Raw genomic sequence first — 18,911 nt, forward strand, 5'->3', positions numbered from 1 at the left:
GTCCCTGATTCAATCGGCGTGATAACTGTTCACTGTTCACTGTTCACTGATTTAGTTTATCGGGGGTTTATTTGATGCATGGTTTATCTGCTCGCTTGCTAGAACTGGCTCAACTTTTTCTCAAGTTAGGCTTAATTGGTTTTGGTGGCCCTCAAGCTCACATGGCGATGATTAATGATGAAGCGGTAGTGCGGCGAGGCTGGTTTACCCAGGAACAATTTTTGGAAGGAGTCGCGGTTTGCGAGATGTTACCTGGACCGGCTTCTACCCAGATGGGAATTTATACTGGGTATGTGCGGGCGGGACAGTTGGGTGCTTTGGTGGCGGGTATTTGTTTTATTTTGCCCGCTTTTTTGATTGTGCTGACTTTATCTTGGGCTTATTTTCGTTTTCAGGGTTTACCGCAGATTGAAGATTTGTTTCTGGGGGTTACGCCTGTGGTGATTGCGATTATCTTTGGCTTTTGCTGGAAGTTAGCAAAACGGGCTATTACGGATGGGAAAGGTGTAGCGATCGCTTTAATTGTCCTACTTGTTACTTTGCTATTTCAAGTTAATATTCTATTGCAATTCCTCTTAGCTGGTATTGTCGGGTTAATTCTCTATCGACCACCAACCACTCCATCAAATCGTACCAGTGCTTGGCTATTTCCGCTTTTACCCATGATGCAGGTGCTGCCGAAAACACTGGCAACTGTATCTAGTGACACATTGGCAGTTTCTAGCTTTTGGGGACTAGAACGCATTCAGGAATATTATTTAACTTTAACGTTATTTTTTTTGAAAGTCGGTAGTTTTATCTTTGGGGGTGGGCTAGTAATTATCCCCTTACTGGAGTTTGAAGTAGTCAATCAATTTCATTGGTTAACCCGCAGCGAATTTATTGACGGTGTGGCTATTGGTGAATTTACTCCTGGGCCTGTGGTGATTACGGCTGCTTTTGTCGGTTATAAGGTGGCTGGTGCAATGGGGGCTTTAACTGCGGCGATCGCCATTTTTACCCCATCATTTTTATTCATTATGGGGGCTGCACCGCTTTTAATTCGCATTCGTCAAAACCCCTGGATTCGCAGCTTTTTGAAAGGCGTTACTCCGGCGGTTTTGGGTGCGATCGCAGCTGCGGCCATTCCCCTAGCACAAACTGCTATCATCCAAGATACTCTGGGGCGCTCCATCTTAGCAGCCATGATCAGCATTCTGGCTTTAGTTGCTCTCATCCGCTTCAAACGCCCCACATGGCAATTAGTCCCTGCTGGTGCGATTATAGGCTTAATTGCCGGCAGTATTTAACAGTTATCAGTTATCAGTTATCAGTTATCAGTTATCAGTCAAGAAACATAATTGGGTTGAAATCTCCTCCTATATCGGCTTGTTCACTGTTCACTGTTCACTGTTCACTGATTTAACCACACGGTTGACTTACTTTTCCTATGAGTTCGGCGGGGTTCATGTTTTCGTAGTGTTCAAAGGGTTGATGTATCCAGGGGTTATCGGGCAAATAATCGACATAATAATCGGGTTTGATGCTAGAACAGGCTTTGTACCAAAGTACACCTGTGCGAATTTCTGCAACGGCAGAATTACTATTTTCCTTGAGCCAAGGTATAGTTTGCTCAAGTGTGATTCCAGAATCTACTAAGTCATCAACTAGGAGTATATGCGAACCTAATTTTTCTGAAGTCATTGTTAAGTGACGGGACAAGGTTAAATTTCCTCTGTCTTGTTTACCGGGACCACTGTAAGACGATGTTGCTAAAATTGCCAACGGCTGCTGATATATCCGGGAAATTATATCTCCCACTCGCAGTCCCCCTCTGGCGAGACAAACAATCTGGTTGAACTCCCAGCCTGATTCATATATCTGAGCAGCCAGCTGTTCAATTTTTTGGTGATAATCTGACCAAGAAACGTAAAGGTCTGGCATAAAGCAGGTACTTTTTAAGTAATACTGAATTCAACTACCAGCTTTTTATTTTAGTATGAGCATGAACGATTCTGTTGATGAGTTTTACCGAATTAATCCAGAAAATCAAAAACTGGATTTGAAAACGAAACTAGCTTATGGTGCTGGAGATTTAGGACCGGCGATTACTGGCAATATTTCCATATTTTTTCTGCTGGTTTTTTTTACTAATGTGGCTGGGATTCCGGCTGGTTTAGCTGGTAGCGTTTTAATGATTGGGAAAGTTTGGGATGCTATCAACGATCCGATTATTGGCGTGTTGTCGGATAGAACTAAATCTCGTCGCTGGGGTCGTCGTTTGCCTTGGATGCTTTACGGAGCAATTCCTTTTGGCATCATCTTTTTCTTGCAGTGGATTGTACCGCGTTTTGGTGCTGACCAGAGTAGTAATATTTGGCCATTGTTTTGGTATTATGTGGTTATTGGGTTACTATCTCAGGTGTTTTACACTGTTGTGAGTTTGCCTTATGCGGCCATGACTCCAGAGCTAACTCAAAATTATGATGAACGGACTACCTTAAATAGCTTTCGCTTTGCTTTTTCTATTGGTGGCAGTATTTTCTCGTTGATTTTAGCGCAAATTATTTTTTCTAAGATTAGCGATCGCGAACAGCAATATCTCCTTTTAGCGGCAGTTTGTGCGATAATTTCGGTTTTGGCTTTATATGTGTGTATTTTTGGAGTGCGCGATCGCGTCTTGGCTTTTGAAGCCAAACGTACCCAAGGCGAACAACCTGCATCCATACCCTTCTTTGAACAACTAAAAATCGTCTTTAGCAATCGCCCTTATCTATTTGTGATTGGTATATATCTTTTTTCTTGGTTAGGCGTACAGGTAACAGCCACCACTATTCCTTATTTTGTCGTCAACTATATGCGACTTAATGACTCTGATGTTCCCTCAGTCATGATTGCAGTCCAAGGAACAGCCTTACTCATGTTATTTGTTTGGAGTGCTTTGAGCAAGAAAATCGGCAAAAAAATTGTTTATTTTCTGGGAATGAGTCTCTGGATTATCGCCGCAGGAGGACTGTTTTTCTTACAGCCTGGCCAAATCGGTTTGATGTATCTCATGGCTATTATGGCAGGTTTTGGCGTATCCACTGCTTATCTAGTTCCTTGGTCACTAATTCCAGATGTGATTGACTTAGATGAAGTCCAAACCGGACAACGCCGAGAAGGGATTTTTTATGGTTTCATGGTTTTGCTGCAAAAGTTAGGTTTAGCTCTAGGAATATTTTTAGTAGGAAACGCCTTACAATCTGCCGGTTTCCAAGCAGCCATACCAGGACAAACTACCCTACCTATACAACCCGACTCAGCGCTGCTAGCTATCCGCATCGCCGTTGGTCCACTACCCACAATTTTCTTAATTTGTGGTTTATTTCTCACGTATTTTTACCCCATTACCCGTGAAATGCACGCAGAAATTATGATGAAACTCAAAGCACGTCAGGAAAACAGAAGCGTTTAGACGAATGGCAAAACTGTCCCAAATTAATTGTTAACGCCCGATAAACGCCGATGATCTGAGTCCGCGCAGGCGGACTTAGTTTGTATAGTCGCGATTTTTAATCGCCAAGTCTAGCATCAAAATTGGACTACCATAGCTGAGTATTCAAATATTTCGATTGTAAAAACTCTATGACTAAAGTTACATCTCAAGAAATTGCCCTATTTCGTTCTCAATTAGCTGATGACTCTATAGCTATGGAAGCTCTGGATTTGATTGAAGATTGTGATGGAGATTTGGAAGATGCAGCCATGAGTCTGGCTATTCGCGCCGGACAAGAACCAGGTATGACTAATTCCGAATGGTTGGATGCTATGGCCAGAAAATGGCGTGCGGTTATTTGTGAACAAGAATACCGCGCAGATTTGCTCAATAACTCTTTGGTCAGCATCATGGAACGGCTCAAAAAAATGCCATCATTCCCTCAGATTCTCGCCACACCAGTTCTTATATATATTCTCAAGCAAGGGGTAAACGATTTTTGTGAGCCAATGGATTTGCTCAAGTGATATCTGCTTCCAGAAAATGAGATAATAGGGAGATGCCAGAAAAAATTCCACATTTCCCGTACCACACCAGCTACCTTTGTCTGGTCTACCCTGTCAATTCTCAATCTCTGAAATTAGACACAAGTTTAATTCCACTAGCACTGATACCCTGTTAATTAAGAACTTTTATCACACAATTATTATTTAATCAATGAATTACGTTGTCGCTGTCTTACCAGACCGTATCCAAGCCGAAGGCGCTTACTTAGCTTTAGAAGCTGAGGGCATTAAAAGCACTATCCTGGGTAGGGGTTATAAAACTGCTGATGAGTTTGGTTTGGTTGACCCCAAAGAACAAGCCAAAAAGCAAGCAAAGCTGATGTCATATTGGCTGATACCATTCGGCTTTTTTGCAGGTTGTGCTTTCAGTCTGGCTACAGGTTTAAATACCTTTGCTTGGGCTGGGGAAATTGGGAATCACATCGTTGGGGGACTGCTGGGCGCTGGTGGTGGCGCTATGGGTAGTGTGTTTGTTGGTGGTGGTGTTGGTTTAGTCCTGGGCGGTGGTGATGCTTTACCCTACCGCAATCGTTTAGATATGGGTAAATACATAGTTGTGGCTCAGGTTTCTGAAGCCATAAGTCGGCAAGCAACCCGCATATTACGTAAATTTGAGCCGGAAAATATCCAGGGTTATGCTGATACAACTAACACATAGAAATTCAAAATTGGGATAATGTTACCTAGAGAAGAACTTTTAAAGGGTGTTGAAAATCGAGATAGTGTCGCTCGTGTAATTGATCAGGCTGAACAAGCGATTAAAACTTGGGAAGTTGTTTTGACTGATTTTTTGTCTCCGCCAGAATTGGCAGAAATTAACCGGGTTTTTAGTCGGTTAACAGATGTGCAATTAGTCGCCTGGGGCGGTTATCCCCAAGCTGAACGCCAAAGAATGGCGATCGCTCGTTCGGAACTTCCCCTAGAACCGTCTCAAGTTGACCTCGTAGCCCTGGAATTTGCTGGTAATTTCCTGTTTGATACCGCCTCTCATCGTGACTTTTTGGGCGCAATGCTGGGGACAGGAATCGTCCGTGAGAAGACAGGAGATATTCTTGTTCTGGGCGAACGGGGAGCGCAAGCAATTGTCGCCCCGGAATTGGCAGAATTTTTAGAAATGAGTCTGCAACAGGTGCGTTCTGTGCCGGTGAAAACTCAGCGCATTGATATCAATGAGTTAAAGGTTCGGGAACCCAAGAAGAAGGAATTAACTACAGTCGAAGCTTCATTGCGGTTAGATGCGATCGCATCGGCAGGTTTTGGGATGTCCCGCAGTAAAATGGTTAATTATATCGAAAGTGGTGATGTGCGCGTCAATTGGAAAGACGTTACTCAAGCTAGTTCTCAGGTGAAATCAGGCGACTTAATCGCTATCCGTAGTAAAGGACGTTTAGAAGTAGGAGAAATTGCCGTTACTAAAAAAGAACGTTACCGAGTTCAATTAACAAGATATATGTAGACTTTAACAGTTATCAGTTATCAGTTATCAGTTATCAGTTATCAGTCAAGAGACTTAATTGGGTCTAAATCGCCCGCTATAGGTCTTGATAACTCTTCACTGATTTAACCCTTTACAGCTTTACCAAGATACCAAACCGAACTATCTTCATTGATTTTAATGGGAAATGGTTCGGGTTTGTTGTCTTTATTTTTAGGATTTAAACCTTTAAATAGGATGTTTGTCAATGTTTGCCAATTCATCCCTCCTGTTAAGTCAAATCCTTTAATAACAACATTATTTAAACCATTATTTTCCATTGTATAAGTTAATTCTTCGGGTTTAATAAACTTATGCCAATCATGAAGTCCAGGCGGTATTTGCTTGACAATATCCTCTAAAAGCCAAATCATGATCAATTTGGATTTAAAACTTCTATTAATTGTGTCAAAGAAAAACAAACCATTTGTTTTTAACACTCTATGAGCTTCCGAAATAACTTTCTGCCAATCTGTAACGTGTTCCAAAACATCACAACACAAAACCGCATCAAATTTTTTGGCAGCAAAAGGCAGATTTTCAGCAAATCCCCAATAATAATCAATGTTTAAGTGGTTTTTTCTCGCATGGGCTTGAGCTACTTTAATTGATTCTAAAGATAAGTCAATACCAGTTACACAAGCCTCTTGTTTGGCTAAAGTTTCAGATGCTAATCCACCCCCACAACCAATATCTAAAACTTTAATTCCTTGCCATGTGGGGATATAACTGGAAAAAAAATCAATTCTATACTTATTCAGATGGTTAGATAAATTTAAAACTTTACCTTCTGTCCACCAATTATCTGCGTTTAAATCGTAGTATTCTAAATCATTCTTTTTCATTTATTTGTTCCATCATCCTCAAACTATTTTTTATTGCTGAGTTGGTGACATGAACAAGAGATCAAGTAATTGCAAGTGTGACTCTACAACGGGGATAGTTTTGGCAGCAAAGGCTTGTAGGTCTGGGTCTTGACCTAGCTGAATCTGACGGGTATGGATGATTAAATTTTCCATGTGTCCGTTAATGCCAGCTTCATTGATATATGCTAGGTCAAAATTTGCGCCAGAAAGTTCTGATAGTTGCGCTTCTAAGGCTTGATACTTGGGGCTAAGATTTGTTGGTAAAGTAATTCCCTTTTGTTGAGATAATTGCATTAATTCTTGATTCAAAGGCGTATGATCCTGAATCATTTGCTGGGCATATTTTTTGATATTTTCGTCCTCTGATGTTTCCAGTGCGAGTTTTGCTAGTTCAACTTCTGCCATTCCGGCTTGCGCTGCTTCTTGCACATACACCCTGTCAATTTCACTCAGCCTAGCTTGGGCAATTTTAGTTTCCAGAGTGATAGAACTATTGGGTATTGTGTGGGCGATCGCTCTGGGATTAATCTGGGTATAGCCAATAATGGCGATAGCTGCGCCGGCCATTGGCATCGCACTACTAACTCCCACAATTCCCATCAGATGAGTCAATTTTTGCGCCAAGTTCCCAAGTCTGAGAAGAATCATAAATGCCCCAATTTTTAATCCCTTGATTGTGTAATATGGGTTGGACACGATGAATCTCTTCATCTGTGCCATTGAGGATGAGTAAATAATAACTCTGCTGGAGGCGATCGCTATAAACTCTGGCTTGGTTTTCGGGTATACCTAAATCAGACAGCACTTTGACTAAATTCTGATTTGCGACTGTTCCCACAGCAACACCCGCCATACTAGCGACTAGCGCCACACCCACAGAACCTGCTGCAAGCAAAATTCCTAAACCGGGAATTGCTAAACTACTCAAACCAACTAACACACTACCCCAGGTAGTAGCTGTAAGTGTATCACCTACTGCCCTGGTAGCATTAACACTTTGCTCACCAATGCGATCGCTCACGGTGGGGCTTTGCCCATCGCTCATCTGCGCCTCACCCAAATCCTCTGGTTCTACATCTTTAGCAATGATTGAAACTTGCTCCATAGGAAAGCCTAACGCTTTCAATTCATTAATTGCTGACCGAAAAACGAGACGCAAGCCCCTGACTTTAGGCATGGGGAGAAGGCGGTAAGAACTTTTAAGTTCCGTCAAACGATTGCGTGGCTTTAGCCACAGTGTTAAAATAGATTAGCGAGAAAACAAGTAGGAATAACCTTCAGCGCATTGAAGTATCCTAGTACGGAGCAATCCCGGCAACGGACATATCCGACTCGATTCGGAATAGTTAAAGGGCGAATAATGGCAGGATATGGAGCGTTCATCTTTAAAATATGAAGGACTCAGAAAGTATGCGCGAATGAGAGCAAAAGCTCTTTGAGTGAGTAGAGGGATACTTGAATGTCCCGTTGTCGCCTTTTTCAGGTAGGCAAGAATCCCCTGGCTTTAGACGTGGGGAGGTTCAATCTACTTCTTGATGTCTGGAAAATACTCCTACTGCATATTTATGATTTTTATTAACCATATTTCCTCAAGCCAACAAAATTCTTGTTTACGAGCCACAGCATATACTCATAAAAAATACATACTGTGGCTCTGAATGCTTTAATCTTGTTCAGAACCTGGCTGACCTGGCTCACTTGGTTGACCTGGTTGGTCTGGCTCACTTGGTTCACCTGGTCTGTCTGGCTCACCTGGTTTACCTGGCTCACCTGGCTGTGTTCCCGGAGCAGTATCATCTCTAGGTGGTACTGTTTGGGAATGTATAGTGCCAGTTGTAGATTCGCTCAAATGAGTTAATGCGAATGCTGGGACATTGATCAAAGCACTCACACCAGCGACTCCCACAAGGCTAGCAAGCATTTTGAAGAAACTTGTATTTTTGTTTGCTTTCATTGGTATATCCTGAGATTACAACAGCAAAACTTTTAAATTGCCAAGTAATTTGATGAAATTTGTCCAAAATCTTGACGTATTTCCCACTGCGATTAACTCTTGTTCAGTCAGAAATACTAAACTTGAATTTTGCCTTTATTTTTCAAGATTAATGCTGTTAAACTCCCAGAACGTCTGTCTAAAGCATAAGATAATGTTAAACACAGAAGTGATGACCAACACCAACAAGTTTGATGATTAAATTTGGTTTCTCTAAATAGTTCTAATTAAGTCGGCGAGAAAAATTCAATGTACATGAAGAAATATAAATTGTTCGTAGGGTGTGTTATGCCGAAGGCTAACGCACCTTGAATTGTTGACACAAAAAGCCGAAGTTTTGACGGTGCGTTGCGCTGCGCGACAACACACCCTACATTAAAAGTTCTTAATATAGCTGGAAATATTAGTGCCGACTTATGAGTCCTGATAAGCCTTTTTATCTTCCATTTTTGCCTCAGTACATAGAAAATTTTTACTACTGAAGAATATATCAGCAAATCACCTCAAATACTACTTGTGACAGTATTTTTAGGTAAGTCATACCTGTAACCGATGGCAAATAGTACAAAAACCTGCTCAAATAAAGGTTGGTGTTGCCTATACTGGAGTAATGACAGATCGCGTTTTGATACTTGGTGGAAGAGGGCGGATTGGTAGCAATGTTGCGGCGGATATCGCCACCCACACGCAGGCACAAATTACGATTACTGGACGCTCTCCAGAGGCACAAAGGAGCGTCAGCTCGTCTTTGGGCAAGAAAGTTGATTTTTTGGTGTTGGACTTGGCAGAAGTTGATAAATTGAGAGAGGCGATCGCTCACTCCAATTTAGTTATCCATTGTGCTGGACCATTTCACTACCGAGATGCTAATGTTCTCAAAATTTGCATTGAACAAGGTGTCAACTATCTAGATGTCAGTGACCATCGTTCTTATACTAGCAAAGCTCTAAATTACCATGAACAAGCTGTTGCTGCTGGCGTAACCGCAATTATTAATACTGGCATTTTTCCCGGAATTTCTAACAGCATGGTGCGTCAGTGTGTCGAGCAATTTGACGAACCAGAAAAAATACATTTAAGTTATTTAGTATCTGGTTCTGGTGGTGCGGGAATTACAGTCATGCGGACAACCTTTTTAGGATTACAATATCCTTTTGCAGCTTGGATAGATAGAAAGTGGCAAAAAATCCAGCCTTATAGTCAAAGAGAAGTTGTTGATTTTCCCTCTCCCTATGGACGCAGTGGCGTTTACTGGTTTGATATGCCAGAAACCTTTACAATACCCCACGCCTTCCCATCAGTTCAAACTGTAGTTACCAAGTTTGGCTCTATTCCCGACTTTTATAACCACCTCACTTGGATGGCCGCCCATATATTTCCGAAGTGGTTAATGCAGCGTCGTTACATGATTGAATTTTTGTCGCGCCTCAGTCACTTGATGACCGATTTCACCAATAATTTCAGTGGAATTGGGGTAGCGGTGCGTTCAGAAGTTACAGGTAAAAAAAATGGTCAAACAGCCGTTTACTGTTCTACATTAGTACATGAAAATACAGCCGTAGCCTCTGGCTGTGGTACAGGTAGCATTGCCCAACTGTTATTAGAGGGTAAATTGACAAAACCCGGTGTTTCACCTGTAGAAGCAGCATTATCCACAGATTTATTTATCCCAGCTATGCACAACCGAGGAATTAAAATAAATTACAATTGGGTTGACACTCCCCAGGTAGAACTATGACTAACCCTAATGACTTTGATGATGATGACTTTGACTTTGAGGACGAAGAGACATTTCAAGTCAAACGCGTTAGCCAAATGACCGAAGGGGAGAAGTTACAGCGCTTTAAGCGATATTTCGACAGCAGTAGTCGTGCTTTGTTGCAACAATGCCTATTTCGGATCACCGAGGACGAAGATGGTAAAGGCACATTAGAGATTCTTTGCCCTAATGAAGTCATCAGACAACGCTTATACAGAAAAAAACGCAAAATTACCAACAGTCTCAACGGTTGTTGGAGCCATATCCGATGGTTCTCACTATGTCTGGAGGAAGATGGTAAAGTCTGTTGCCATAAGTACACCCGTAACGGCGATTTGGTAACACCTGACAATAATTCGTAATACTCGCCAAAGGCGAGAAGCAAGCTAGGTAATTCGTAATTGAGACAATCATATTTTACCGGGATTTCCAGGTTTATTGGGCAATAGGGAGAAATTAATGCCCTATGTCCCCTTTTCCATGCCTACTTCTCTATGTTCAATGCCTAAAAAACAAAAATTTCCTCACCTAGTCGGTTCTAAGTGGACAACACACCAAAAAATAGATGGCTGGCGGCACTTCCAAGTCGTTAACCGGAAAAATCAGAGTAAGTGGGTATATGCCGAAATGGTTGCGGCTTGTGACCCCAATGTCCGCTTTTGGTTAAATGCCAAATTGTTACAAGATAACTCTCAGTGGCAAGCTGGCTGGCAATCTCTACAAGAAATTGAAGCTATAGAATCGGAAATATGAGGCAATTTTGTAAAATTAATAATTTATTACAAACAAATTACCAACAGTCAAAAAGTATAGCCCAGAGAGTCTTGGCAATGACTGAATTTTGCCAATATGCCTGCTATGGCAATTCACAGTGATATTTTTAGCACTGAATGACGAATCTCGGTCTTCAACTTTCCCACTCAGCCCATTTTGCTGGTTATCAGCCTATTTAAAGGTAGTTTAAATCCATGAAAACTATATACAAAAGTATATACAGTTATTTTGTCTTTTGTAACTTTTTTATAAAAAAATTAAACTAAAAATTTAATTAATTGCTTTTTTAAGCCAATTAATAGTATTTTGTGGTTAAAAAATTAAACATAATCTTTTTAAAACCTTAAGAAAACGAATTTAGACGTTTTTCAACTTTCAACCCCCTTTCCTTTCTGTGTAATTTGGACAATAATGACAATCACACAGATCAGACATCGCTATGCGCGGCTAGGTGAAGGCAAAAGCTTGAGCCACGAGTTTGACAAACAATTATCAGAGGCAAACAACAGTGAAACTAGCAGTTTACGGAAAAGGTGGTATTGGTAAATCCACAACTAGCTGTAATATCTCCGTCGCCCTAGCCAAACGCGGCAAGAAAGTTCTGCAAATTGGTTGTGACCCCAAACACGACAGCACCTTCACTCTCACAGGGTTTTTGATTCCCACAATTATTGACACTCTCCAAGAAAAAGACTACCACTACGAAGATGTTTGGCCAGAAGATGTAATTTATAAAGGCTATGGCGGTGTAGATTGTGTAGAAGCAGGTGGTCCACCGGCAGGCGCAGGCTGTGGGGGCTACGTAGTTGGCGAAACCGTAAAATTACTGAAAGAACTCAACGCTTTTGATGAGTATGATGTGATTCTGTTTGATGTACTAGGTGACGTTGTTTGTGGTGGTTTCGCAGCTCCACTCAACTATGCTGATTACTGCATGATTGTGACTGACAATGGCTTTGATGCCTTGTTTGCAGCCAATCGGATTGCGGCATCAGTACGGGAGAAAGCCAGAACTCACCCACTGCGTTTAGCTGGTCTAATTGGCAACCGCACCGCTAAACGGGATTTGATAGATAAATATATAGAAACTGTTCCTATGCCAGTTCTGGAAGTTTTACCTTTAATTGAAGATATCCGTATTTCCCGCGTCAAGGGTAAAACTTTGTTTGAAATGGCAGAACATGATCCTTCTCTGAGCTACGTTTGCGATTACTACCTGAATATTGCTGACCAAATTCTGGCGCGTCCAGAAGGTGTAGTACCAAATGATACTCCAGACCGGGAATTATTCTCTTTGTTGTCTGATTTTTACCTAAATCCGGGTAAACACCAGGTTCCTAATTCAGAAGAGGCACTAGACTTGATGATTGTATAACAACATCAATATTCAGGATGAGGAAAAAATATGGCTTTCTTTAGTAGCTTTACAGATTCAATCAGACAGAAGTGGTTGCAATTCTTTCAGGCAAACCGTGAATGGATTACTCTGCACATGAAAGCAGAGTCGGTTTACACTCCTGATGGCGGAAAAAGACCACCTTCATACCTCATCCTGGGCGTTGTCAACGCGCTGGAACCAAAACTGGCACAGTTAATGATGCCCTTTTCCCGGCTGAATGCTGACGCTGATACTTTGATTGAAGTGCTGGATTTGCATTTTGACCCAGATATTGCTCTCGGTAACCGTTTCATTCCTCCAGCCGAAACAGAAGATGCAGAAGAGATCAATCAATACGAGTCAGCTGAGACCGTAGATGAAAATACTGAAGATGAAACTCTGGCCATGTCTTATGCAAATGGCTTTGAGATGGATTCTGATCTGCAAAATCTAGTGGTCGAAGAGTCCGATTCCCGTGAAAATGAACTGGGTGATGAGTTCAAAGAAACACTCAGTATGGACGCAGATGATTTTGGCGAGATTTCTTTTGATGCACCCACTGCGTCGGAAGAAACGCTGGATGACCAAATGCTGGAGGAATTAAATACACCAGACGAGAACGCCTTTAAAGACGTGTTGTCAGATGTCTGGGGTAATGAAACAGCGTCGGAAAACAGTGAAGAAAATAACGATTTATTAGGGGAAGAACTGCCATCAGGAGTTTTTGATGAGTCAGAAATTGCCCGTCTCTTCCCCAACGCTTAATTATTGCCGTTCCTGTTGAATATAGGGACTGCTCACTGGCACTATGTGCCACAAGCTACGGTATTCAGGGGGACACATCATCTCCCCCTCATGCCTGCCCTATATTCACCTGCTATAAAATATCCAGGGGAGAAAAATTAAAATGACGATCGCTCAACAACCAGAAGCTTTAAACTTTGAATGCGAAACTGGGAATTACCACACCTTCTGCCCGATTAGCTGCGTGGCGTGGTTGTATCAAAAAATTGAAGATAGCTTCTTTCTCGTAATTGGTACTAAGACTTGTGGGTATTTCCTGCAAAATGCGATGGGGGTAATGATTTTTGCTGAACCTCGCTATGCAATGGCAGAGTTGGAAGAGGGTGATATTTCGGCGCAGTTGAATGATTATGAGGAGTTGAAGCGGTTGTGTTTGCAAATTAAGCGCGATCGCAATCCTAGTGTTATTGTCTGGATTGGTACTTGCACTACGGAAATTATTAAAACTGATTTGGAAGGTTTAGCACCGAAGCTAGAATCAGATATTGGTATTCCTATTGTTGTTGCTCGTGCAAATGGTCTAGATTACGCCTTTACACAGGGGGAAGACACTGTTTTGGCGGCAATGGCTCATCGTTGTCCTAGTGTGGCTCCTGCGGCGGAAACTGAAACGGAAAAGAGCGATCGCAACGCTATCCAAAAGCTGCTAAACTTCGGCAAGAAGAAAGAAGAAGTTATCCAAGAGGAATCTGAGTATGTGGATCATCCACCTCTAGTTCTCTTCGGTTCTCTTCCTGACCCTGTGGTGACTCAGTTAACCTTGGAACTGAAGAAACAAGGAATTAGAGTTTCCGGCTGGCTACCTGCAAAACGCTTCACTGAATTGCCAGTAATTGAAGAAGGGTATTATGTCGCTGGTGTCAACCCCTTTCTCAGTCGGACTGCGACTACTTTAATGCGTCGCCGCAAGTGTAAACTGATAGGCGCACCTTTCCCCATTGGCCCTGATGGAACTCGCGCCTGGGTGGAGAAAATCTGCTCTGTGTTCGGTATTACTCCCAAAGGTTTGGATGAACGCGAAGCTCAAATTTGGGAAAGCGTGGAAGATTACGTCAAACTGATTCGCGGTAAGTCTGTATTCTTCATGGGTGATAACTTGCTGGAAATCTCCCAAGCGCGGTTCTTGGTACGTTGTGGGATGACAGTGCAAGAAATCGGTATTCCTTACATGGATAAGCGCTATCAAGCTGCTGAGTTGGCGCTGTTAGAGAAGACTTGTCACGAGATGGGTGTACCTTTGCCCAGAATTGTGGAAAAGCCGGATAATTACAATCAATTGCAACGGATTTATGAATCTAAACCAGATTTGGTAATTACTGGTATGGCTCATGCTAATCCTTTGGAAGCTAGAGGTATTAATACGAAGTGGTCTGTGGAGTTCACTTTTGCTCAAATTCACGGTTTTACTAATACCCGTGACATTCTGGAGTTAGTGACTCGTCCACTGCGTCGGAATACTAATTTGCAGGATATGGGTTGGGATAAGTTGGTGAAGGAAGAAGCGAAGATTTAGTAATATGGAGTGGGGTGAATGATGCTAACCCCACTCTATGTTATTTGGGTATAAGTGAGGTTTTCTATGAGCAATACTATATCTTTTCAAGAAATAATTGGATACGTTGAAGCTCTTTCTCAGGAAGACCAAGATTTATTATTAGAACTAATTCAAAAAAGAAGAGTTGAAAAACGACGCTCAGAAATAGCTAATCATGCGGTGCAAACTTTAGCAGCAGTTGAAGCAGGAACAGCTAAAAAAGGTACTGTAGGAGATTTATGGGCTGATTTGACTGGAGATGAATGAAACTTTTAGTTTGGGATACCAGTTTTAAAAGAGCTTTTAAGCGAGTTATTCGTAAAAATCCCCAATTAGAGGGGAAAATATTTGAAATATTAGAATTACTAGCGTCTGATATATTTAACCCTGTTTTGAAATCTCATAAATTGAGTGGTCAGTTAGAAGGTTTATGGGCTTGTTCAGTGGCTTATGACTGTCGAATTATCTATACATTAAAACAAGCTGAGGATGCACAAGAGGAGATAATTGTGTTGGTTGATATCGGTAGCCACGATGAGGTTTATTAAAGTTTGGCTTTGAATCGATTAATACCATAACAGGATGATGATTAGGCGAACAATTGTTCGTCTTTTTTTAAAGAAAAATCAGGGTGTTTTCATTGCTGGATTAATGTTATATTTTTACTGATTTAATCTATTTTGAATTAATTAAAGGTTATAGAATATATGAAGCGTCTTTACTATGGTGATAACTTAAATGTTCTCAGAGATCACATTCCTGATGAATATATTGATTTAATTTATCTTGATCCGCCATTTAACTCTAAATCTAATTATAATATTTTATTTAAGAATACCACCGGTGAACGTTCAGAAGCTCAAATTACAGCTTTTGAAGATACTTGGACATGGAGTATTGAATCTGAGAGATTTTTAGACCAAATTAAACATAAAAAAGGAGAATTATATCAATTATTAGATTTATTAGTGAGGACTCTGGGGAAAAATTCCTTATCAGCTTATTTGGTAATGATGGCAATTAGATTAATAGAGTTACATCGAGTTCTCAAATCTACAGGTAGTTTATATTTACATTGCGATACTACAGCCAGCCATTACCTAAAAATGATTTTAGATTTGATTTTCGATGCTAGAAATTATCGTAACCAGATTACTTGGAAACGGACAAGCAGCCATAGTGATGCTAAAAAGTATGCAAGAGTTACAGATATTATTTTCTACTATGTAAAATCTAATCAATTTACATGGAATCCTCTGAAATTACCTTATACAGATGAATATATCAAGCAATATTACTGTAATATTGATAGCGATGGTAGAAGATTTCAATTTGGTGATTTAACAAATACAAAAACGAGTAGAGGTTATTTTTATAAACTTTTAGATTGCGATCCTCCTGATAACGGTTGGAGAATGCCTGAATCTCGCGCCCAACAATGGCTGAGTGAAGGACGGATAGCTATACCACCAACAGGCAAAACACCACGTTATAAACGTTATTTAGATGAGGTCGCCGGTAAAGGAATCTCTGATATTTGGGATGATATACCTCCAGTAAACTCTCAAGCTAAAGAAGCTTTAGGATATCCTACACAAAAACCACAATCATTGCTTGAACGTATCATTCAAGTGAGTAGTAATAAAGATGATATTGTCCTTGACCCTTTTTGTGGATGTGGTACAGCAATACACGCAGCCGAAAAATTAGGGCGAAATTGGATAGGAATTGATATTACTCATTTAGCCATTGCACTCATAGAAAAACGATTAAGAGACGCTTTTCCTAGCAAATTTATTGAGGATGAAAATAAAACTCAAAAATTAGTTCCAGGGATTGAATTTGAAGTAGAAGGTACACCTAAAGATTTAGCCGCAGCAGAAGATTTATTTTTACGTGACCCCTATCAATTTGAATGGTGGGCTTGTTCTTTGGTTAATGCTCAACCATACAAAGATAAAAAGAAAGGTGCAGATGGTGGTATAGATGGATTGATTTTTTTTGAAGATGTAATTGATATCAAAAAATCAAATAAGACAGCAGTAAAAAAAATTATTGTTAGCGTTAAAGGAGGTAAAAATATTAACGCCTCTATGATTAGAGATTTACGAGGAACAATGGCAACAAATAAAGCAGAAATTGGATTATTTGTTACTTTCACTCCTCCCACGAAACCAATGATTAAGGAAGCAGCATTATCTGATTTTTATAAAGCCGGAAATGGTAGAGATTACGCAAAAGTTCAAATTTTAACTATTGAAGAATTATTAAATGGCGAAAAAAGACCAGAATTTTTTGATTTGAAACAGGGTGAATCGACTTTTAAGAAAGCACAAAGGGAAAATCAGGATCTAGCAGAACAGGGCGAATTGTTTGAGATGTAGGTAGGGTTGAGGAAGTTAAATCAAAAATTAATTATACGTTACTGTTTAGCTTCACTTTGGCACTATTATCAATTCCTTTGGTCTTTCTCTGTGTTCTCTGCGCCTCTGTGGTAGCGCTAGCACGTCTACGTTAAAAAGAGAGACAAAGGCATCGCTCAAACATTAGACCAATCAGATATAGTTAAATTACAGAAAAAATGAAAATTCAGAATAATTATGCTTAGTGGAATTAAACAAAAGGCTGTTGTCGGTAAAGATGGCAAAATTGAACTGTCTACCACCGAACTACCAGAAGGAACAGTTGTAGAAGTCATTGTGCTATTTGAACAACCCACTGAAGAAGATGAAACTACCTATCTGATGAAATCAGAAGCTAACAAAACACATTTACTTAAAGCTTTAGAGAATGTAGAAAAAGGAAATTTAATATATGTTGATTTAGACGAATATGAAAAAGGTGGCATTTGAACCAGAAGCCTTTGAACAACTAGGTGAATGGGCTACAGAAGATAAAAAAACTTTTAAAAAAATATTGGCACTAATTAAAGATATACAAAGAGATGCTTTTTCAGGAATAGGTAAGCCAGAAGCCCTGAAATATCAACTACAAGGTTACTGGTCAAGGCGTATTTCAGATGAACATCGATTAGTTTACAAAGTGGAAGAAGATTTATTAATTATTTTGTAATGTAAATATCATTCTGACTAATAAATGTTATACTTATGGTAGTGGTTTTGTTATCAAAATCATGCCTTCGTGAATTAAGCTGAAAAAAGCAATACCCAAACTTATAAAAAGCTTGGGCATAGCGAAATAGGAAATTGTACTGCAGTTTACTAACAAATTAGAAATTAAACTAATGAACTAAACAGCACCACTATTTTTATGAAATAGAATTGCTACAGTTTTGCAAATTAATTTCAAATCGTAGAATAAACTCCAATTTTTTTGATATCCTAAATCTAGGCGAATTACATCCTCAAAACAGCGTACTGTAGATCGTCCATTAACTTGCCATTCTCCAGTCATACCGGGTTTAACATCTAAACGTTGCCATTCCGGTACTTCATAGCGCTCTACTTCATCAGGTGTGGGTGGTCTAGTACCCACTAAGCTCATATCTCCTTTGAGAACGTTCCAAAATTGCGGTAATTCATCCAAGCTGGTTCGGCGCAAAAACCGCCCTACCCGTGTCACTCTGGGATCTTTTTCGTTCTTGAAAAATGCACCTTGGACTTGATTTTTTACTTGACATTTCTTCGCTTCAGCATCTACACACATGGAGCGGAATTTCCAAATTTTAAACCGTTTGCCCATCCAACCACAGCGAATTTGACCAAAGAAAATGGGGCCAGGATCATCCATTTGGATAGCTACTATAATGGGAATAAACAAGAATCCTGTAATTACCAAACCCACTATTGCGCCCACAACATCTATGACCCGTTTCATCCAAGATGCCACAGAACGATGAGTGGTGGGTAGTTGCTCTACTTTGCGAAAGTTACTCTTGTGGGTATCTGTGGGTGTGTGGGTTTGTCTTGGCAACCTTTCGCTGCTAGACTCAATAGGAAAAACTTCATCTAATCCTGTCAGGTTTAGCACTGCCATGACTTGAGGGGTGACATTCCGCAAAGTCAAGGCTACCCCTTTTTTCTGGGCATTTTTGAAATTACTCACTAGCGCACCCAAACCACTACTATCCATAAAAGTAGTTTGGTTAAAATCAACAATAATTTGCTTGGGAGGTGTATTTTCTTGAGTTAAATCTTGGCAGGTTTGCTTAAAGCTTACTGCCTCAAGCACGCTTAACCGTGCTGATACCTTTACTATTACAGTTTCCTGGAAGGAAGTAACTGGAAAGACTTCCTGTGTGGGTTGGCTAGTCATGAAGCTCTGCACTTTCGTTGCCATATAAATT

The 18,911-nt window shown here is 40.5% G+C and carries 22 protein-coding genes; 16 read left to right on the forward strand and 6 right to left on the reverse strand.

Annotated elements, in window-relative coordinates; all coding sequences use genetic code 11:
• Positions 1-74: 74 nt before the first annotated feature.
• Positions 75-1,289: a chromate efflux transporter gene (chrA, locus tag NSP_RS14150; RefSeq protein WP_017804167.1), complete on the forward strand. Its 1,215-nt coding sequence runs from the start codon at positions 75-77 to the stop codon at positions 1,287-1,289.
• A gap of 112 nt (positions 1,290-1,401) precedes the next feature.
• Here chrA and NSP_RS14155 read toward each other — a convergent pair whose 3' ends face one another.
• Positions 1,402-1,923, reverse strand: coding sequence for a phosphoribosyltransferase (locus NSP_RS14155; protein WP_006198891.1), 522 nt, complete (start codon positions 1,921-1,923; stop codon positions 1,402-1,404).
• Positions 1,924-1,984: 61 nt separating this feature from the next.
• Between NSP_RS14155 and NSP_RS14160 the strand changes: the two genes are divergently transcribed.
• The 4 genes from NSP_RS14160 to NSP_RS14175 all read left to right on the forward strand — a co-directional run bounded on the left by NSP_RS14160 (position 1,985) and on the right by NSP_RS14175 (position 5,479).
• On the forward strand, positions 1,985-3,436 hold the full coding sequence (locus NSP_RS14160; protein ID WP_006198892.1) for an MFS transporter: 1,452 nt from the start codon (positions 1,985-1,987) through the stop codon (positions 3,434-3,436).
• 170 nt (positions 3,437-3,606) lie between these two features.
• On the forward strand, positions 3,607-3,984 hold the full coding sequence (locus NSP_RS14165; protein WP_006198893.1) for a hypothetical protein: 378 nt from the start codon (positions 3,607-3,609) through the stop codon (positions 3,982-3,984).
• Positions 3,985-4,174: 190 nt separating this feature from the next.
• Positions 4,175-4,681, forward strand: a complete 507-nt coding sequence (locus tag NSP_RS14170) for a hypothetical protein (protein WP_006198894.1) — start codon at positions 4,175-4,177, stop codon at positions 4,679-4,681.
• A gap of 18 nt (positions 4,682-4,699) precedes the next feature.
• A complete protein-coding gene (locus NSP_RS14175; RefSeq protein ID WP_006198895.1) occupies positions 4,700-5,479 on the forward strand; it encodes a photosystem II electron transport protein, Sll1252 family in 780 nt (259 codons plus the stop codon).
• 104 nt (positions 5,480-5,583) lie between these two features.
• On the opposite strand, the gene ubiG is transcribed toward NSP_RS14175, so the two are convergent.
• From ubiG to NSP_RS14195, 4 genes are all read right to left on the reverse strand, one after another.
• The gene (gene ubiG, locus NSP_RS14180; RefSeq protein ID WP_006198896.1) at positions 5,584-6,342 is read right to left on the reverse strand and encodes a bifunctional 2-polyprenyl-6-hydroxyphenol methylase/3-demethylubiquinol 3-O-methyltransferase UbiG; all 759 of its coding nucleotides are present in this window, start codon (positions 6,340-6,342) and stop codon (positions 5,584-5,586) included.
• A 30-nt stretch (positions 6,343-6,372) separates the two neighbouring features.
• Positions 6,373-7,011: a DUF4142 domain-containing protein gene (locus tag NSP_RS14185; protein WP_231859473.1), complete on the reverse strand. Its 639-nt coding sequence runs from the start codon at positions 7,009-7,011 to the stop codon at positions 6,373-6,375.
• Positions 6,944-7,540: a hypothetical protein gene (locus tag NSP_RS14190; RefSeq protein WP_017804168.1), complete on the reverse strand. Its 597-nt coding sequence runs from the start codon at positions 7,538-7,540 to the stop codon at positions 6,944-6,946. The genes NSP_RS14185 and NSP_RS14190 overlap by 68 nt, the downstream gene beginning before the upstream one ends.
• Positions 7,541-8,026: 486 nt before the next feature.
• Positions 8,027-8,317: a hypothetical protein gene (locus NSP_RS14195; protein WP_006198682.1), complete on the reverse strand. Its 291-nt coding sequence runs from the start codon at positions 8,315-8,317 to the stop codon at positions 8,027-8,029.
• A gap of 649 nt (positions 8,318-8,966) precedes the next feature.
• Here NSP_RS14195 and NSP_RS14200 point away from each other — a divergent pair.
• The 11 genes from NSP_RS14200 to NSP_RS14250 all read left to right on the forward strand — a co-directional run bounded on the left by NSP_RS14200 (position 8,967) and on the right by NSP_RS14250 (position 17,677).
• Positions 8,967-10,094: a saccharopine dehydrogenase family protein gene (locus NSP_RS14200; RefSeq protein ID WP_006198683.1), complete on the forward strand. Its 1,128-nt coding sequence runs from the start codon at positions 8,967-8,969 to the stop codon at positions 10,092-10,094.
• Positions 10,091-10,477, forward strand: coding sequence for a hypothetical protein (locus tag NSP_RS14205; protein WP_006198684.1), 387 nt, complete (start codon positions 10,091-10,093; stop codon positions 10,475-10,477). The genes NSP_RS14200 and NSP_RS14205 overlap by 4 nt, the downstream gene beginning before the upstream one ends.
• A 139-nt stretch (positions 10,478-10,616) precedes the next feature.
• Positions 10,617-10,868: a TIGR02450 family Trp-rich protein gene (locus tag NSP_RS14210; protein ID WP_042202973.1), complete on the forward strand. Its 252-nt coding sequence runs from the start codon at positions 10,617-10,619 to the stop codon at positions 10,866-10,868.
• A gap of 529 nt (positions 10,869-11,397) precedes the next feature.
• Positions 11,398-12,264 carry a ferredoxin:protochlorophyllide reductase (ATP-dependent) iron-sulfur ATP-binding protein gene (bchL, locus tag NSP_RS14215; protein WP_006198686.1) on the forward strand — a complete coding sequence of 289 codons (867 nt, stop codon included), beginning with the start codon at positions 11,398-11,400 and terminating at the stop codon, positions 12,262-12,264.
• A 30-nt stretch (positions 12,265-12,294) separates the two neighbouring features.
• Complete coding sequence (locus tag NSP_RS14220) at positions 12,295-13,032, forward strand: DUF5331 domain-containing protein (protein ID WP_006198688.1); 738 nt, start codon at positions 12,295-12,297, stop codon at positions 13,030-13,032.
• Between the two features lie 142 nt (positions 13,033-13,174).
• Entirely contained in the window at positions 13,175-14,584 is a 1,410-nt protein-coding gene (locus NSP_RS14225; RefSeq protein WP_006198689.1) for a ferredoxin:protochlorophyllide reductase (ATP-dependent) subunit N, read from the forward strand.
• A 66-nt stretch (positions 14,585-14,650) separates the two neighbouring features.
• Positions 14,651-14,872 carry a hypothetical protein gene (locus NSP_RS14230; RefSeq protein WP_006198690.1) on the forward strand — a complete coding sequence of 74 codons (222 nt, stop codon included), beginning with the start codon at positions 14,651-14,653 and terminating at the stop codon, positions 14,870-14,872.
• On the forward strand, positions 14,869-15,153 hold the full coding sequence (locus NSP_RS14235; protein WP_006198691.1) for a type II toxin-antitoxin system RelE/ParE family toxin: 285 nt from the start codon (positions 14,869-14,871) through the stop codon (positions 15,151-15,153). Before NSP_RS14230 ends, NSP_RS14235 begins: the two co-directional genes overlap by 4 nt.
• A 159-nt stretch (positions 15,154-15,312) precedes the next feature.
• Complete coding sequence (locus tag NSP_RS14240) at positions 15,313-16,989, forward strand: DNA methyltransferase (protein WP_006198692.1); 1,677 nt, start codon at positions 15,313-15,315, stop codon at positions 16,987-16,989.
• A 216-nt stretch (positions 16,990-17,205) separates the two neighbouring features.
• Positions 17,206-17,457, forward strand: a complete 252-nt coding sequence (locus NSP_RS14245; RefSeq protein ID WP_006198693.1) for a type II toxin-antitoxin system Phd/YefM family antitoxin — start codon at positions 17,206-17,208, stop codon at positions 17,455-17,457.
• Positions 17,438-17,677 carry a Txe/YoeB family addiction module toxin gene (locus NSP_RS14250; protein ID WP_006198694.1) on the forward strand — a complete coding sequence of 80 codons (240 nt, stop codon included), beginning with the start codon at positions 17,438-17,440 and terminating at the stop codon, positions 17,675-17,677. The genes NSP_RS14245 and NSP_RS14250 overlap by 20 nt, the downstream gene beginning before the upstream one ends.
• 177 nt (positions 17,678-17,854) lie before the next feature.
• Here NSP_RS14250 and NSP_RS14255 read toward each other — a convergent pair whose 3' ends face one another.
• The gene (locus NSP_RS14255) at positions 17,855-18,904 is read right to left on the reverse strand and encodes an anti-sigma factor antagonist (protein ID WP_006198695.1); all 1,050 of its coding nucleotides are present in this window, start codon (positions 18,902-18,904) and stop codon (positions 17,855-17,857) included.
• Positions 18,905-18,911 lie beyond the last annotated feature (7 nt).

Source organism: Nodularia spumigena CCY9414 (genome assembly GCF_000340565.2).
GTDB lineage: Bacteria > Cyanobacteriota > Cyanobacteriia > Cyanobacteriales > Nostocaceae > Nodularia > Nodularia spumigena.

What these genes read in the sequence shown, in the direction of transcription:
- chrA (WP_017804167.1), top strand. Translation starts at nt 75, where the DNA reads ATGCATGGTTTATCTGCTCGCTTGCTAGAACTGGCTCAACTTTTTCTC.
- NSP_RS14155 (WP_006198891.1), bottom strand. Translation starts at nt 1,923, where the DNA reads ATGCCAGACCTTTACGTTTCTTGGTCAGATTATCACCAAAAAATTGAA.
- NSP_RS14160 (WP_006198892.1), top strand. Translation starts at nt 1,985, where the DNA reads ATGAACGATTCTGTTGATGAGTTTTACCGAATTAATCCAGAAAATCAA.
- NSP_RS14165 (WP_006198893.1), top strand. Translation starts at nt 3,607, where the DNA reads ATGACTAAAGTTACATCTCAAGAAATTGCCCTATTTCGTTCTCAATTA.
- NSP_RS14170 (WP_006198894.1), top strand. Translation starts at nt 4,175, where the DNA reads ATGAATTACGTTGTCGCTGTCTTACCAGACCGTATCCAAGCCGAAGGC.
- NSP_RS14175 (WP_006198895.1), top strand. Translation starts at nt 4,700, where the DNA reads ATGTTACCTAGAGAAGAACTTTTAAAGGGTGTTGAAAATCGAGATAGT.
- ubiG (WP_006198896.1), bottom strand. Translation starts at nt 6,342, where the DNA reads ATGAAAAAGAATGATTTAGAATACTACGATTTAAACGCAGATAATTGG.
- NSP_RS14185 (WP_231859473.1), bottom strand. Translation starts at nt 7,011, where the DNA reads ATGATTCTTCTCAGACTTGGGAACTTGGCGCAAAAATTGACTCATCTG.
- NSP_RS14190 (WP_017804168.1), bottom strand. Translation starts at nt 7,540, where the DNA reads ATGCCTAAAGTCAGGGGCTTGCGTCTCGTTTTTCGGTCAGCAATTAAT.
- NSP_RS14195 (WP_006198682.1), bottom strand. Translation starts at nt 8,317, where the DNA reads ATGAAAGCAAACAAAAATACAAGTTTCTTCAAAATGCTTGCTAGCCTT.
- NSP_RS14200 (WP_006198683.1), top strand. Translation starts at nt 8,967, where the DNA reads ATGACAGATCGCGTTTTGATACTTGGTGGAAGAGGGCGGATTGGTAGC.
- NSP_RS14205 (WP_006198684.1), top strand. Translation starts at nt 10,091, where the DNA reads ATGACTAACCCTAATGACTTTGATGATGATGACTTTGACTTTGAGGAC.
- NSP_RS14210 (WP_042202973.1), top strand. Translation starts at nt 10,617, where the DNA reads ATGCCTAAAAAACAAAAATTTCCTCACCTAGTCGGTTCTAAGTGGACA.
- NSP_RS14220 (WP_006198688.1), top strand. Translation starts at nt 12,295, where the DNA reads ATGGCTTTCTTTAGTAGCTTTACAGATTCAATCAGACAGAAGTGGTTG.
- NSP_RS14225 (WP_006198689.1), top strand. Translation starts at nt 13,175, where the DNA reads ATGACGATCGCTCAACAACCAGAAGCTTTAAACTTTGAATGCGAAACT.
- NSP_RS14230 (WP_006198690.1), top strand. Translation starts at nt 14,651, where the DNA reads ATGAGCAATACTATATCTTTTCAAGAAATAATTGGATACGTTGAAGCT.
- NSP_RS14235 (WP_006198691.1), top strand. Translation starts at nt 14,869, where the DNA reads ATGAAACTTTTAGTTTGGGATACCAGTTTTAAAAGAGCTTTTAAGCGA.
- NSP_RS14240 (WP_006198692.1), top strand. Translation starts at nt 15,313, where the DNA reads ATGAAGCGTCTTTACTATGGTGATAACTTAAATGTTCTCAGAGATCAC.
- NSP_RS14245 (WP_006198693.1), top strand. Translation starts at nt 17,206, where the DNA reads ATGCTTAGTGGAATTAAACAAAAGGCTGTTGTCGGTAAAGATGGCAAA.
- NSP_RS14250 (WP_006198694.1), top strand. Translation starts at nt 17,438, where the DNA reads ATGAAAAAGGTGGCATTTGAACCAGAAGCCTTTGAACAACTAGGTGAA.
- NSP_RS14255 (WP_006198695.1), bottom strand. Translation starts at nt 18,904, where the DNA reads ATGGCAACGAAAGTGCAGAGCTTCATGACTAGCCAACCCACACAGGAA.